General features: G+C 62.6%; 13 protein-coding genes. 10 read left to right on the top strand and 3 right to left on the bottom strand.

The window, feature by feature from the left end:
- Window positions 1-374: 374 nt before the first annotated feature.
- Complete coding sequence (locus tag BLT65_RS15900; protein ID WP_091779001.1) at window positions 375-1,637, bottom strand: SGNH/GDSL hydrolase family protein; 1,263 nt, start codon at window positions 1,635-1,637, stop codon at window positions 375-377.
- A gap of 159 nt (window positions 1,638-1,796) precedes the next feature.
- Here BLT65_RS15900 and paaA point away from each other — a divergent pair, with 159 nt between their 5' ends.
- From paaA to BLT65_RS15860, 8 genes are all read left to right on the top strand, one after another.
- On the top strand, window positions 1,797-2,795 hold the full coding sequence (gene paaA / locus BLT65_RS15895; protein WP_042314150.1) for a 1,2-phenylacetyl-CoA epoxidase subunit PaaA: 999 nt from the start codon (window positions 1,797-1,799) through the stop codon (window positions 2,793-2,795).
- A gap of 39 nt (window positions 2,796-2,834) precedes the next feature.
- A complete protein-coding gene (gene paaB, locus BLT65_RS15890) occupies window positions 2,835-3,119 on the top strand; it encodes a 1,2-phenylacetyl-CoA epoxidase subunit PaaB (RefSeq protein WP_007733491.1) in 285 nt (94 codons plus the stop codon).
- A 9-nt stretch (window positions 3,120-3,128) separates the two neighbouring features.
- The gene (gene paaC, locus BLT65_RS15885) at window positions 3,129-3,932 is read left to right on the top strand and encodes a 1,2-phenylacetyl-CoA epoxidase subunit PaaC (protein ID WP_091778977.1); all 804 of its coding nucleotides are present in this window, start codon (window positions 3,129-3,131) and stop codon (window positions 3,930-3,932) included.
- A gap of 28 nt (window positions 3,933-3,960) precedes the next feature.
- Complete coding sequence (paaD, locus tag BLT65_RS15880) at window positions 3,961-4,524, top strand: 1,2-phenylacetyl-CoA epoxidase subunit PaaD (RefSeq protein WP_091778975.1); 564 nt, start codon at window positions 3,961-3,963, stop codon at window positions 4,522-4,524.
- Between the two features lies 1 nt (window position 4,525).
- Window positions 4,526-5,614, top strand: coding sequence for a 1,2-phenylacetyl-CoA epoxidase subunit PaaE (gene paaE / locus BLT65_RS15875; protein WP_042314144.1), 1,089 nt, complete (start codon window positions 4,526-4,528; stop codon window positions 5,612-5,614).
- A 203-nt stretch (window positions 5,615-5,817) separates the two neighbouring features.
- On the top strand, window positions 5,818-6,633 hold the full coding sequence (locus BLT65_RS15870; RefSeq protein WP_208545772.1) for a DUF1835 domain-containing protein: 816 nt from the start codon (window positions 5,818-5,820) through the stop codon (window positions 6,631-6,633).
- A gap of 17 nt (window positions 6,634-6,650) precedes the next feature.
- The gene (locus tag BLT65_RS15865) at window positions 6,651-7,280 is read left to right on the top strand and encodes a TetR/AcrR family transcriptional regulator (RefSeq protein WP_091778971.1); all 630 of its coding nucleotides are present in this window, start codon (window positions 6,651-6,653) and stop codon (window positions 7,278-7,280) included.
- Window positions 7,281-7,542: 262 nt separating this feature from the next.
- Window positions 7,543-8,208, top strand: a complete 666-nt coding sequence (locus tag BLT65_RS15860; protein WP_091778969.1) for a GNAT family N-acetyltransferase — start codon at window positions 7,543-7,545, stop codon at window positions 8,206-8,208.
- A gap of 76 nt (window positions 8,209-8,284) precedes the next feature.
- Here BLT65_RS15860 and BLT65_RS15855 read toward each other — a convergent pair whose 3' ends face one another.
- The gene (locus BLT65_RS15855; protein ID WP_042314137.1) at window positions 8,285-8,800 is read right to left on the bottom strand and encodes an Lrp/AsnC family transcriptional regulator; all 516 of its coding nucleotides are present in this window, start codon (window positions 8,798-8,800) and stop codon (window positions 8,285-8,287) included.
- Between the two features lie 150 nt (window positions 8,801-8,950).
- On the opposite strand from BLT65_RS15855, the gene hppD reads away from it, so the two are divergent.
- Window positions 8,951-10,048: a 4-hydroxyphenylpyruvate dioxygenase gene (gene hppD / locus BLT65_RS15850; protein WP_091778967.1), complete on the top strand. Its 1,098-nt coding sequence runs from the start codon at window positions 8,951-8,953 to the stop codon at window positions 10,046-10,048.
- A gap of 154 nt (window positions 10,049-10,202) precedes the next feature.
- Here hppD and BLT65_RS15845 read toward each other — a convergent pair whose 3' ends face one another.
- Window positions 10,203-10,388: a hypothetical protein gene (locus tag BLT65_RS15845; protein WP_091778999.1), complete on the bottom strand. Its 186-nt coding sequence runs from the start codon at window positions 10,386-10,388 to the stop codon at window positions 10,203-10,205.
- Between the two features lie 344 nt (window positions 10,389-10,732).
- Between BLT65_RS15845 and BLT65_RS15840 the strand changes: the two genes are divergently transcribed.
- The gene (locus tag BLT65_RS15840) at window positions 10,733-14,338 is read left to right on the top strand and encodes an indolepyruvate ferredoxin oxidoreductase family protein (RefSeq protein ID WP_091778965.1); all 3,606 of its coding nucleotides are present in this window, start codon (window positions 10,733-10,735) and stop codon (window positions 14,336-14,338) included.
- Window positions 14,339-14,372: the final 34 nt, after the last annotated feature.

Genomic DNA, 14,372 nt, shown 5'->3' with positions numbered 1-14,372 from the left:
CTCAAACCTTCCTCAATTACTTCTGTGTGAGACTCGATTACTTTCGCTATTCGGTGACCCGAAGATCACCGCGCGCCGCCATCGAGCACCCACACTTATCGGCTGTTGATTGTTAAAGAACATTCGCGGGAAGCGCCTTGCTTTCACCACGTTGCTGCGTCAGCAGCAGAGAAACGAGATTATGAAGAACCTCTTTCGTTTCGTCAACCGGTTTTTTTAGCATCGCCTGAAAAACCCTGCCGACTTCACGACCGCGCCGTTTCTGCCGCGGCCCCGTTGCGTCGCACCCAACTGCCTGCTGCTCAACGAGGACGCGAATCTTAGGCCATCCCGTGCCCCGTGACAAGGGTGTGACGCAAAGATTTTTTCAAGGGTCACTTCAAACCGCCAACCACCGGCTGCAGCGGGATCGCGTCCGCCATCGCCGAATAGCCTGCGTCGCTGGGATGAATCTGGTCTCCACTGTCGAACGAGCGCCGCAGGCGCGTCGGATCAGCCGGGTCGCGCAGCGCGGCGTCGAAATCCACGACCCCATCGAACGCCCGGCTCGTCCGGATCCATTGATTCACCTCCGCGCGAATCGCCTCGCGCTGCGGCGGCAGCGCCGCCGGCGTCAGCGTTGCGCCGAAAATCCGCACCCCGCGAGCATGCGCCGCCGCAATCACACGCTTGTAGCCCGCGACCAGGCCATCCGCCGTCACCTGCGTATGCGGAGCATCGCAATCCAGCCCGCCATGCGCCGGCATCGCTGCGAAGTTGATGTCATTGATGCCGATCAGCAGAATCACCGTCTTCACGCCCGGCTGAGCCAGCACGTCCCTCCCGAAGCGCGACGCGAGCGCGTCCCCGTAGCAGCTCGAATCCGTCAACAGCCGGTTTCCACTGATCCCCAGATTCACGACCGCCACCGACTTGTCGCCGCTCCGCGCCACCCTTCGCGCCAGCGCATCCGGCCAGCGTTGGTTCTCATTCAGGCTCGAGCGCATCCCATCCGTAATCGAATCGCCGATCGCAGCAATCGTCGACGACGAAGGCGCCTCGACCTGTACGCCCGTCACCCACGCGAACTGGGTGATCCGTTGCCGGTAAGCGTCGGCTGAGGCGTCGCCGGCATGGTTGCCCGGCATCGACAGATAGTTGACCTGGCTCGACACGCGATGCCACGCGATCAATTTTTGCTCGCGCCCCATAAAGCTGCTGACCGCGTACGGCATTCCGGCTGAAATCGCGACACGGACGGGATCGCTATCGATTTCTCCGCCCGGCGGCACGCTAACGGCCGGCTTTCCGCCGAAAGTCACCCGCGCCTCCGTCCCAATCTGAACGCCCGCGCCGGCACCGGACCGCGCGATCCGCAGCTCTTCGATCACAAGCGGCGCTTTCCCATACGCATTACTTATATGGATGCGTGCGACCTCGCCCGAAAGCGTCGGATACACAATCTGCCGAAGCGTCCGCCCCGCGACGTCAGGCGCCCGGTACAACGGCGGCGGATTGGATATTTGCGGTATCGGCTGGAGCGCGGTCGCCCAGGTGGTAACCCAAGGCGAGTTATCGGCAGCGGAAACGGGAACTGACGCCAGCAGGAAGGAAGACAGAACCGCGCCACACACGACGGCAAGAGAACGAGTGGTCATTGCGACTGATTGGTGAAAAATGGTTGAGAACACGAGCCGCTCATTGTGCATGATTGCATAGTGCAAACCCCTACTGGTCTATCTCGAAAAATTTATTAACCGACCGGACGGTTGGTTTATACTGCCGAACACACACTTACTCATGACGAGAGCGTTCATATGTACACGCAATCCCTCGACATCCCCGGCAATGTCGCCCCGCTCGACGCGGCCGCCAGTTCGCCCGAGCAGGCCCGTTTCGACGCAGTCATGGCCGCCGACGGCAAGATCGAGCCGCAAGACTGGATGCCCGACGCGTACCGCAAGACGCTGGTCCGTCAAATATCACAGCACGCGCACTCGGAAATCGTCGGCATGCTGCCGGAAGGAAACTGGATCACGCGCGCGCCGAGCCTGAAGCGCAAGGCGATCCTGCTCGCCAAGGTGCAGGACGAAGGCGGCCACGGCCTCTATCTGTATAGCGCGGCCGAAACGCTCGGCGTCACGCGCGACCAGATGATCGACGGGCTGCACTCCGGTAAGGCGAAGTACTCGAGCATCTTCAATTACCCGACCCCGACCTGGGCGGACGTCGGCGTGATCGGCTGGCTGGTCGACGGCGCGGCGATCATGAACCAGATTCCGCTGTGCCGCTGCACGTACGGTCCGTATGCGCGCGCGATGATCCGAATCTGCAAGGAAGAGTCGTTCCACCAACGCCAGGGCTTCGACGCGTTGCTCGCAATGATGAAAGGCACCGACGCGCAGCGCGAGCTGGTCCAGCAGGCGGTGAACCGCTGGTGGTATCCCGTGCTGATGATGTTCGGCCCGAGCGACAAGGATTCCGTCCACAGCAACCAGTCGGCCAAGTGGGGCATCAAGCGCATCACGAACGACGACCTGCGTCAGAAATTCGTCGACGCGACCGTCGAGCAGGCGAAGGTGCTGGGCGTCACGCTGCCGGACCCGAATCTGAAGTGGAACGAAGAACGCGCCCACTACGATTACAGCGACCTCGACTGGGATGAGTTCTGGCGCGTCGTCAACGGCGACGGCCCGTGCAACAAGGAACGCCTCGCCACGCGCGTGAAGGCGCACAACGACGGCGCCTGGGTCCGCGAAGCCGCCCTTGCCCATGCCGAAAAACAGCGCCAGCGCGCGCAGCAACACGCCGCCTGAGTGGCGCCCCGAATCTGGAAGGACTGGAAGGAGATAGCAATGAACAAGGAATGGCCGATCTGGGAAGTCTTCGTGCGCAGCAAGCAGGGACTCGACCACAAGCATTGCGGCAGCCTGCACGCGTCGGACGCGTCGATGGCGCTGCGCATGGCGCGCGACGTCTACACGCGCCGGCAGGAAGGCGTGAGCATCTGGGTGGTGCCGTCGTCGGCGATTACGGCATCGGCGCCTGACGACAAGGCAGAACTGTTCGAACCGGCGGCGGACAAGATCTATCGCCATCCGACGTTCTATCAGTTGCCCGACGAAGTCAACCACATGTAAGCGCGAGTCATGGATATCACACCCCAACACCTCGCCTACGTGCTGCGCCTCGCCGACACTGCGCTGATCCTCGGTCAGCGCAACGCGGAATGGTGCGGCCACGGCCCGATTCTCGAAGAAGACATCGCGCTGTCGAACATGAGCCTCGACCTGGTCGGCCAGGCGCGCCTGCTGTACACGCACGCCGCCGATCTGGAAAAGACGGTGACCGGCCAGAGCCGCACGGAAGACGACTACGCGTTCTTCCGCGCCGAGCGCGAGTTCGCGAACTATACGCTTGCCGAGCTGCCGCATGTCGGGCCGCTCGCAGGCACGGCGCGCGCCGACAAGGACTACGCGGTCACGATCGTTCGCAACTTCCTTTACTCGACGCTGATGCTGCATGTGTGGTCGGCTTTGACGGGTTCGTCGGACGAACAGCTGGCCGCCATCGCTGCCAAGTCGATCAAGGAAACGCAGTATCACGTGCATCACTCGCACGAGTGGCTGGTGCGTTTCGGCGACGGCACGGACGAATCCCACAGCCGCGCACAAGCTGCGCTCGACTATCTGATGCCGTACACGCGCGAATTTTTCAGCGCCGACGCGACAGAAGACGCGATCGCCGCTGCCGGTGTCGGCCCGAAGACGTCCGAAATTGAAGCTGTGTGGCTCGAAGACCTGCGCGCCGCGCTCGACGAAGCGACGCTGAAACTGCCCGAGCCCGTCAAGCACATCACGACAGGCAAGCACGGCGAGCATTCGGAGCACATGGGCTTCCTGCTTGCCGAAATGCAAAGCCTCGCGCGCCAGCATCCGGGCGCAAGCTGGTAATCCGTCGATCCAACAGGTGAAACCCACGATGATGTCGACCGCTCAAACAGCCGCCATTGCACCGGATCACGCGCTCGCCCAGGCGTGGGCCGTGCTCGAAGCCGTGCCCGACCCGGAAATCCCTGTCGTGTCGATCCGCGAACTGGGCATTTTGCGTGACGTGCGCCACGCCGCCGACGGCGCGCTCGAAGTCGTCATCACGCCGACTTACTCGGGTTGCCCGGCGATGTCGCAGATCGCGGAAGACATCGGTCATGCGCTCGACGCGGCGGGTTTCACGCCGTATCGCGTGGCAACCGTGCTCGCGCCCGCCTGGACCACCGACTGGATCACCGACGACGCCCGCGACAAGCTGCGCGCCTACGGCATCGCGCCGCCAACGGGCAACTGCGGCAGCGGCGAGCCCACCGCGAACGCTGGATCGAAAGAAAAAGTGATCCGCTTCGTCCCGCGCTCGCTGCCCGCGCCTGCCTGCCCGCGTTGCGGCTCGAAGCACACCGAACGCCTCGCGCAATTCGGCTCGACAGCCTGCAAGGCGCTGTACCGCTGCGTCGACTGCCGCGAACCCTTCGACTATTTCAAACCGTACTGATATGGCTACCCCGCAATTTCATCCGCTGCGCATCCGGGAAGTGCGGCCCGAAACCGCCGATGCGGTCTCCGTCGCCTTCGAAGTCCCCGCCGAACTGCGCGAGCAGTATCGCTTCACGCAGGGCCAGTTCGTCACGCTGAAGACGCATATCGACGGTGAGGAAACGCGCCGCTCGTATTCGATCTGTGTCGGCGTCACCGATTACGACCGCGACGGCGAGTTGCGCATCGGCATCAAGCGCGTGCGCGGCGGCCGCTTCTCGAACTTCGCGTTCGATACGCTGCAACCCGGCCACACGCTCGAAGTGATGACGCCCGACGGCCGCTTCTTCACGCACCTGAACGCCGATCACGGCAAGCAGTACGTCGCGTTCTCGGGCGGCTCGGGCATCACGCCCGTGCTGGCCATCATCAAGACGACGCTCGAAATCGAACCGCGCAGCACGTTCACGCTGATCTACGGCAACCGCAGCGTCGATCAGATCATGTTCGCCGAAGAGCTCGAAGACCTGAAGAACCGGTTCATGAACCGCTTCGTGCTGTATCACGTGCTGTCCGACGATATCCAGGACGTCGAGCTGTTCAACGGCGTGCTCGACCAGGCGAAGTGCGAGTCGTTCCTCGAGACGCTCGTGCCTGTGGACTCGATCGACGAAGCCTTCATCTGCGGCCCCGGGCCGATGATGGATGCCGCCGAAGCCGCGCTGAAGACAGCGGGCGTGCCGCAGGCGAAGGTACACGTCGAGCGTTTCGGCACGCCGCTGCCGCAGGCCGGTGTGCCCACCGTGGAAATTACGGACGACACGCCGGCCGCCGACCTCGAAATCGTCCTCGACGGCAAGAAGCGCAAGCTGCGGCTGCCGTATCAGGGCTTGAGCGTGCTCGACGTCGGCCTGCGCGCCGGACTGGCGCTGCCGTATGCGTGCAAGGGCGGCGTCTGCTGCACGTGCCGCGCGAAGGTGCTCGAAGGCGAAGTGAAGATGGAAAAGAACTACACGCTGGAAGAGCACGAAATCCGCGACGGCTACGTGCTGACCTGCCAGTGCCATCCGGTCAGCGACAAGGTCGTGGTCAGCTACGACGAACGCTGATGCCCGCATGGCGCAGTGCGCCATGCACCGAACGTGCGCATCGTCGCTTTCGGCACACACGCGATCCGCTTACACTAGGGGCCGCTCGTCAGGGGAAACGCATTCCTCGGACGGGCGGCCTTTTCCGTTACCTGACCGAACTGCGTGCTCGAACTGCGCTTCGCATTGCGCCCGAAGCGCGCGAGAACCGCCCGTCAATGACCATGAGCACGATCCATATCACCAATGGCGACGTCGCCGCCGATTCTCTGCGCAAGGCGCTCGACCAGGCGCGCCGCACGGATATCGTGCTGCCCCTGCGCGACGATCTGGCCGTCGGCCCGTTGCAAGGCATCGACGACACGCCGCAGGTACGTGCCGACTTCTGGGGAGGCGTCATCGGCGACACCGCGCGCGATTTTCTCGCCGAGCTAGAACAGCAGGCGGACGAGCTGAAAGCAGTGGTCGACGGTACGACCCATGTGGTCGTGTGGCACGGCCAGAGCGCCGCCGATCAGCTGACGCTGCGCCGCGTGTGCTTCCATCTGCGCGAGATGCCGCAGCGACTCAACGAAGTGCGTCTGTCGATCGACGAACTGACGGGCGATGCAAGCGCCCCGCTACATCGCCCCGATCGCGCGACCTCAGTCAGCATGTTCGCCCCCGATCTGCTGCAAAAACGCCTGCCCGGCGTTGCGCCGATTTCGGTGCTGCGCATCGGCAGGCTCGCGCTCGAATGGCAGGAAGTGAAAGTCGTCGACGCCGAGCTGCGCCGCTGGCACGACAATACCTTTACGACTGGCACGTTCGCCGAACTGGACGCGCTGATCCTTGAACACGCCGTCGAAGGCTGGCAGCCCGCCGGGCGCGTTGCCGCTTGCGTGATGGCGGCGGATAACGGCTTGCTGGTCAGCGACAGCCTCGTGCTGTGGCGACTGCGCGAGCTGGCGGCCGCTGGCCAGTTGCAGTTGCGCGGCGACGCGGATGACTGGCGTTCGCTAGAAATGCACGTCACGCGCACAACCCTTTCTCCCGTATAAGACCAACCAGAATAATCATGGCCCGTACACGAGCCCCAGACCATGAAAGCCAGCGCGACCAGATCCTCGATCTGGCCGCCGAAAAATTCGCTCAAACGAGCTATCCCAGCACGTCGATGGCCGATCTGGCTGCGGCGAGCGGCACGTCGAAAGCGCGCCTTTATCACTATTACGAGAGCAAGGAAGCGATTCTCTTCGACCTGCTCGACCGCTACACGAAGCGACTGATGCTGATCATCGCCGAGGTAGAAGGCGCGAGCCAGCGGCGCGGACTCACCGAACGCGAAACCTTCGCCGAGCTGATCCGCGCGTTCCTTTCCGAGTACGAGACGTCGCACAGCCGGCACGTCGCGCTATTGAACGACGTCAAATATCTGGTCGAAGCGCAGCGCGAGATCATCCTGAACCGTCAGCGCGACGTGGTCGCCGCGTTCGCACGGCAACTGGCGCGCGCGTACCCCGAGAGCGTGGCGCGCGAAAACCAGACCGCCCTCACGATGATGGTGTTCGGGATGATCAACTGGACGTTCACCTGGCTGAAGCCGGGCGGCCCGATGGGCTATCGGGAATTCGCCGAACAGGTGGTCGCGATGGTGGATCATGGGCTGACCGTGCGTGCATCGGATGGTGGCGCTGGCGGTCACTGAGGTCCGCGCCGCCACGCGCCCGGCCTCGAATGGATGCCGTCACGCAGCAATTACCGTGCCGTCGTTGTGACAAGACGACGCAGCCACGGCGCGCGACCGCCTCATATATTTTCCTTAAAAATCAATAATATAAGAGTCATCGCGCACAATTTTAGACCTTGTCCTCGACTTGACTCAGGGTTTTCCCCAGTGAGACTTCGGGTTTTCCATTAGAATGCTTGTTGCGGCGCATCATGCCGCATAGCTAAAAGGAGAACCCACCATGAATCTGCAAACCGTCCGCGCCGCCGAGCCGATCGTTGTCGATCGCTTGCTGAATGTCGCCGGCCGCGCGCCTGTTCTGATCCGGGAACTCAGCGAGAAAGACCGCGAGCGTCTGCTCGCTCACTTCCTTGAACTCGACGAAGACGATCGCCTGCTGCGCTTTGGTCAGGTCACGCCTGATCACGTCATCGAAAACTACGTTCGCATGCTGGATTTCAGCCGCGACACCGTGTTCGGCGTGTTCGACCGTCATCTTGAACTGGTCGGCGTCGGCCATCTGGCCTATCTGCCGGCTGAAGGCGATACGCGTACCGCTGAATTCGGCGTGTCGGTGTCGGAAAGCGTGCGCGGTCAGGGCATCGGCACGAAGCTCTTCGAGCGCGCCGCCATCCGCAGCCGCAACACGCACGTCACAACGCTGTACATCCACTGCCTGTCGCGCAACACGACGATGATGCACATCGCCAAGAAGGCCGGCATGAAGATCGAATATGCGTACGGTGAAGCGGACGCCTATCTGACGCTCACGCCCGCAGATCAGAACAGCATCATCTCGGAGATGCTGCAGGAACAAGCCGCCGTGTTCGACTATGTGCTCAAGCGCCAGGCGCGCAACACGTCGAAGCTGATTGAATCGTTCATTCCGACCGCGATCGCCGCGTAAGCTTCAGCGCAAAAAACATCGCCAAAGGGCGGCTCTTCACCGAGCCGCCCTTTTCTTTTGCGCATCACGCTCGTTGTCAAAGCGGCAGCGCGGTCGTCTCCTTGAACTTCTCCAGCGAAAAGCTCGACTTCACGTCGATCACCGACGGATGCCGCAGCAACTGGTCCTGCACGAACCGCGAAAAGTGCGCCATGTCGCGCACCTGCACGCGCAGCAGATAGTCCATGTCGCCCGTCATTGCGTAGCACGCGACGACTTCCGGCCAGCCCTGCACCGCCACTCGGAACAGTTCCGAATGCGTTGCGCCCGCACGCCCTGGCGTGCCGTCCGCGCGTGCGCTGAGCGCCGGGCCGCCGCGCTTCTCCAGCCGCACATTGACGTAAGCGAGCAGATCGAGCCCGAGCATCTGCGAATCCAACAGCGCGACATAACCGCGAATCACGCCGATTTCCTCCAGCCTGCGGATGCGCCGCAAACATGGACTCGGCGACAGGTTCACCCGCTCGGCGATCTCCTGATTCGACAGCCGCCCGTTTTCCTGAAGAATCGCGAGAATGCGCCGGTCGATCGCGTCTATCTCAATTTGAGCCATGTTCTGCCGTCCAATACGAATCAAGCGCCAGAAGATAGCGCAAGCGTAGTGTTCGCCGATTAACTTCGCAAGTTTTCTTCCTGAACCGGCAACTACACTGTTCTTCATCAGATCGCGCGATGCGCCCCGCACACAGTCGAGGAGACAGACATGAAGGTTTCTACCTGGGAGAATCCCGTCGGCACCGACGGCTTCGAGTTCATCGAATACACCGCGCCGGACCCCGTCGCGCTCGGCAAGCTGTTCGAGAGCATGGGTTTCACGGCCATCGCGAAGCATCGCCACAAGAACGTGACGCTGTACCGTCAAGGCGAGATCAACTTCATCGTCAATGGCGAGCCCGACTCGTTTGCGCAGCGCTTCGCGCGTCTGCACGGTCCGTCGATCTGCGCGATCGCGTTCCGCGTGCAGGACGCGGCAAAGGCGTACCAGCGCGCGCTCGAACTCGGCGCATGGGGCTTCGACAACAAGACCGGCCCGATGGAGCTGAACATTCCGGCCATCAAGGGGATTGGCGATTCGCTGATCTATTTCGTCGACCGCTGGCGCGGCAAGAACGGCGCGGCGCCGAACAGCGTCGGCGACATCAACATCTATGACGTCGACTTCGAACCGATTCCGGGCGCGAACCCGAATCCCGTCGGCCACGGCCTCACCTATATCGATCACCTGACGCACAACGTCCATCGCGGACGCATGCAAGAGTGGGCCGAGTTCTACGAGCGCCTGTTCAATTTCCGCGAAGTGCGCTACTTCGATATCGAAGGCAAGGTGACGGGCGTCAAGTCGAAGGCGATGACGTCGCCGTGCGGCAAGATCCGCATTCCGATCAACGAGGAAGGTTCGGAAACGGCGGGCCAGATCCAGGAATATCTCGACGCGTATCACGGCGAAGGGATCCAGCATATCGCGCTCGGCACGAACGACATTTACGCGACGGTCGACGGCCTGCGCGGCGCGAACATTTCGCTGCTCGACACGATCGACACGTACTACGAACTCGTCGATCGCCGCGTGCCGAATCACGGCGAGCCGCTGGACGAACTGCGCAAGCGCAAGATTCTCATCGACGGCGCGCGCGAAGACCTGCTGCTGCAGATCTTCACCGAGAACCAGATCGGACCGATCTTCTTCGAGATCATCCAGCGCAAGGGCAACCAGGGTTTCGGCGAGGGTAACTTCAAGGCGCTGTTCGAATCGATCGAACTGGATCAGATTCGTCGCGGTGTCGTGCAGGACAAGGCCTAACACGCTGCGGCTAAAAGTTAGAGCCAAATAAGAAAAGGCGAGGAATCGTACGATCCTCGCCTTTTGCATTTTGAGAACCGGCTTTTCTCTCCCTCAACCGGTTCTCATCTGTTCATACGCCGCGGACGATCAGCCGATCACCCGCCCGAGCGCGTCAGCCACGCTGCTCCGTGTCGTCGGATTCGCGCCGCTGGTTCACGGCGACCGTCGTCGCGGCGACCTGCGTGGTGCGCGTGACGGCATTCGCGAGCGCATTGGCGCTATTGGGGCGCATCGGCGCGCTCATCGCGAAGAATGCTGCCGAGACCATCAGGAAGGTCTGGATGTGTTTCGTGTTCATGCGTACTCCTTTTTCGACTGCACAGCGAAGCTCCGCCGCATGCGGAACGTTGCGATTCATGCAGTTGGGGAGTTTAGACCGACATTTCAAGACCAGTTCCGCACGTTGCAAGCTTTTACACCCTGTAACAGCGGCAAACGAAAAAGCTCGCCCGCGGTCATACGAACGACATTTTGTTCGTGTCCTGTCCCGCATCGTGGTGTTTCCGACGATAGGCGGCGGGTTTTCACCAGTGCTACCATCGATCAAAAGCCGTCAACATGGCGACCCCGGCCGAAGCATTCACAAGATGCCGAGGCCAAGCAGATTTTGGTGATCCCAAACTGGGTGGAGGAGTACACATAATGAATGCCCCGCTAGACGCCGGTCAGCGAGCCTCGCTCGAAGCCGCGCTGACTTCCGTCACGCTCGACGACAAATACACGCTTGAACGCGGCCGCGCGTACATGAGCGGCATCCAGGCATTGGTCCGCCTGCCGATGCTGCAACAGGAACGCGACCAGGCCGCCGGGCTCAATACAGCCGGGTTCATCTCGGGCTATCGCGGATCGCCGCTCGGCGGTCTCGACCTGTCGCTGTGGAAGGCGAAGAAGCATCTCGCCGCGCACCAGGTCGTGTTCCAGCCAGGCGTCAACGAAGACCTCGCCGCCACCGCCGTGTGGGGCTCGCAGCAGGTCAATCTCTACCCAAGCGCCAAATACGACGGCGTGTTCTCGATGTGGTACGGCAAGGGTCCCGGCGTCGACCGTTCGGGCGACGTGTTCAAGCACGGCAACTCGGCCGGTTCGTCGCCACATGGCGGCGTCCTTGTGCTGGCCGGCGACGATCACGCCGCCAAGTCGTCGACGCTCGCGCACCAGTCCGAGCACCTGTTCAAGGCATGCGGCCTGCCCGTGCTGTTTCCGTCGAACGTGCAGGAATATCTCGACTTCGGCCTGCACGGCTGGGCGATGAGCCGTTACTCCGGCCTGTGGGTCGCGATGAAGTGCGTGACCGACGTGGTCGAATCATCGGCTTCCGTCGATATCGATCCGCACCGCACGCAAATCATTCTGCCCACCGACTTCGCGATGCCCGAAGGCGGTCTCAACATTCGCTGGCCCGATCCGCCGCTCGTGCAGGAAGCGCGTCTGCTCGACTACAAGTGGTACGCCGCGCTGGCCTATGTGCGCGCCAACAAGCTCGATCGCATCGAGATCGATTCGCCACATGCGCGCTTCGGCATCATGACGGGCGGCAAGGCGTATCTCGACGTGCGCCAGGCGCTGACCGATCTCGGCCTCGACGACGAAACGTGCTCGCGCATCGGCATTCGCCTCTACAAGGTCGGCTGCGTGTGGCCGCTCGAAGCGCAAGGCGCGCATGCCTTCGCGCGCGGCCTCGAAGAGATTCTGGTGGTCGAAGAAAAGCGCCAGATTCTCGAATACGCGATCAAGGAAGAACTGTACAACTGGCCCGACGCTCAGCGTCCGCGCGTGTTCGGCAAGTTCGACGAGAAGGACGGCGCAGGCGGCGAATGGTCGGTGCCGATGGGCAACTGGCTGCTGCCCGCGCACTATGAACTCTCACCCGCGCTGATCGCGAAGGCGATTGCAACGCGGCTCGACAAGTTCGACCTGCCGTCCGACGTGCGCGCGCGCATCGCCACGCGCATCGCAGTGATCGAAGCGAAGGAAAAGGCGCTCGCGCGCCCGCGCGTTCAGGCGGAGCGCAAGCCGTGGTTCTGCTCCGGCTGTCCGCACAACACGTCGACGAATGTGCCGGAAGGCTCGCGCGCGATGGCAGGCATTGGCTGCCACTACATGACCGTGTGGATGGACCGCAGCACCAGCACGTTCAGCCAGATGGGTGGCGAGGGCGTCGCGTGGGTCGGCCAGGCGCCGTTCACGAACGACAAGCACGTGTTCGCCAACCTGGGTGACGGCACCTACTTCCACTCCGGCCTGCTCGCGATTCGCGCGGCGATCGCGTCGAAGGCGAACATCACGTACAAGATTCTCTACAACGACGCTGTCGCGATGACGGGCGGCCAGCCCGTCGACGGCGTGCTGACGGTGCCGCAGATCACGCATCAGCTCGCCGCCGAAGGCGCGAAGAAGATCGTGATCGTCACCGACGAGCCGGAGAAGTACAACGCGAACGTCGGTCTTGCGCCCGGCATCACGATTCACCATCGCGACCAGCTTGACGACGTGCAGCGCGAACTGCGCGAGATCGAAGGCACGACGATCCTGATCTACGACCAGACCTGTGCGACCGAGAAGCGCCGCCGTCGGAAACGCGGCGCGTATCCCGATCCTGCGAAGCGCGTCGTCATCAACGAGGCAGTCTGCGAAGGTTGCGGCGATTGCTCGGTGCAGTCGAACTGCCTGTCCGTCGAGCCGCTCGAAACCGAGTACGGCACGAAACGGCAGATCAACCAGTCGACCTGCAACAAGGACTACTCGTGTCTGAAGGGCTTCTGCCCGAGCTTCGTGACGGTCGAAGGCGGGCAATTGCGCAAGCCGCAGGCGTCGGGTGTCGCGGGCGACGCGATGCCGCCGGTTCCCGATCCTGAAGTCCCCGCCATCGCGAAGCCATATGGCGTGCTGGTGACGGGCGTCGGCGGCACGGGTGTCGTGACGATCGGCGCGCTGCTCGGCATGGCTGCGCACCTCGAAAGCAAGGGTGTCACCGTGCTCGACGTAACAGGCCTCGCGCAAAAGGGCGGCGCCGTGATGAGCCACGTGCAGATCGCGAACCAGCCCGCCGACATCCACGCGACGCGTATCGCGATGGGCGAAGCGAGCCTGGTGATCGGCTGCGACTCGCTCGTGACGGCCAGCGACGAATGCGTGTCGCGGATGCAGGCCGGTCAAACGCACGTCGTGCTGAACAGCGCGCCGACGCCGACCGCGGAGTTCATCAAGAACCCGAACTGGCGCTTCCCTGGCGCGAACGCGGATGCGGACGTGCGCGCGGCAGCGGGCGACGAGCAAGTCGCCGCCGTCGACGCGAATCACTTCGCGGTTGCGCTGCTCGGCGATGCCATCTACACGAACCCGTTCGTGCTCGGCTACGCGTGGCAGAAGGGTTGGCTGCCGCTCACGCATGAGTCGCTGGTTCGCGCGATTGAGCTGAACGCAGTGCAGGTCGAGAAGAATCTCGCGGCGTTCGAATGGGGCCGTCGCGCGGCTCACGATCTGGCCGCCGTGCGCAAGCTCGCGCAGATGCAAGATCGTATCGATGATGGCAACACGGCGAATGCCGCGAGCAGCAAGATCGTTTCGCTGCATACGCCGAAGGCGCTCGATACGCTGATCGACAAGCGCGCGCAGTACCTCGCCCAGTATCAGAACGAAGCGTACGCGACGCGTTACCGCAAGCTGATCGAAACAGTGCGGGCCGCCGAAACGAAGCTCGACACCTTCGACGGTCAAATGCCGTTGACGGAAGCCGTCGCGAAGAATCTGCACAAGCTGATGGCGTACAAGGACGAGTACGAAGTGGCGCGTCTCTATTCGGACCCGGCGTTCGTCGAGAAGCTGAAGGCGAATTTCGAGGGCGACTGGAAGCTCAAGTTCCACCTCGCGCCGCCGGCGACGTCGAAGAAGGACGCGCATGGGCATCTGGTGAAGAAGCAGTACGGTCCGTGGATGCTTAATGCGATGCACGTGCTCGCGAAGATGAAGTTCCTGCGCGGCACGGCGCTCGATGTGTTCGGCAAGACGGAAGAGCGTCGCACCGAACGGGCGCTGATCGTCGAGTATGAGACGCTGGTGCATGAACTGGTCGGCGGGCTGACGGCGGAGAAGCGTGCGCTGGCTGTTGAGCTCGCGAATCTGCCGGATGCGATTCGCGGTTATGGCCACGTCAAGGAGAACAACCTGAAGGGCGTGCGGGCGAAGTGGGCGTCGTTGCTCGCGAAGTGGCGCGCGACGATGGGTGGGGTTGAGCGGCACGTCGCCTGACCTTCTGTCACTCCCGAAGTAAAAAGGGCACCTC

The organism is Paraburkholderia steynii, from assembly GCF_900100565.1.
In the GTDB taxonomy this organism is placed as follows: Bacteria; Pseudomonadota; Gammaproteobacteria; order Burkholderiales; family Burkholderiaceae; genus Paraburkholderia; species Paraburkholderia terrae.
Note: the sequence above shows the minus strand (reverse complement) of the source record. Positions and strands in the feature narration are given on the sequence as shown.

Coding starts and splice junctions, on each gene's coding strand:
- paaE (WP_042314144.1), top strand. CDS start 4,526: ATGGCTACCCCGCAATTTCATCCGCTGCGCATCCGGGAAGTGCGGCCC.
- paaA (WP_042314150.1), top strand. CDS start 1,797: ATGTACACGCAATCCCTCGACATCCCCGGCAATGTCGCCCCGCTCGAC.
- BLT65_RS15870 (WP_208545772.1), top strand. CDS start 5,818: ATGAGCACGATCCATATCACCAATGGCGACGTCGCCGCCGATTCTCTG.
- paaD (WP_091778975.1), top strand. CDS start 3,961: ATGATGTCGACCGCTCAAACAGCCGCCATTGCACCGGATCACGCGCTC.
- BLT65_RS15845 (WP_091778999.1), bottom strand. CDS start 10,388: ATGAACACGAAACACATCCAGACCTTCCTGATGGTCTCGGCAGCATTC.
- BLT65_RS15900 (WP_091779001.1), bottom strand. CDS start 1,637: ATGACCACTCGTTCTCTTGCCGTCGTGTGTGGCGCGGTTCTGTCTTCC.
- BLT65_RS15860 (WP_091778969.1), top strand. CDS start 7,543: ATGAATCTGCAAACCGTCCGCGCCGCCGAGCCGATCGTTGTCGATCGC.
- BLT65_RS15865 (WP_091778971.1), top strand. CDS start 6,651: ATGGCCCGTACACGAGCCCCAGACCATGAAAGCCAGCGCGACCAGATC.
- paaC (WP_091778977.1), top strand. CDS start 3,129: ATGGATATCACACCCCAACACCTCGCCTACGTGCTGCGCCTCGCCGAC.
- BLT65_RS15855 (WP_042314137.1), bottom strand. CDS start 8,800: ATGGCTCAAATTGAGATAGACGCGATCGACCGGCGCATTCTCGCGATT.
- BLT65_RS15840 (WP_091778965.1), top strand. CDS start 10,733: ATGAATGCCCCGCTAGACGCCGGTCAGCGAGCCTCGCTCGAAGCCGCG.
- hppD (WP_091778967.1), top strand. CDS start 8,951: ATGAAGGTTTCTACCTGGGAGAATCCCGTCGGCACCGACGGCTTCGAG.
- paaB (WP_007733491.1), top strand. CDS start 2,835: ATGAACAAGGAATGGCCGATCTGGGAAGTCTTCGTGCGCAGCAAGCAG.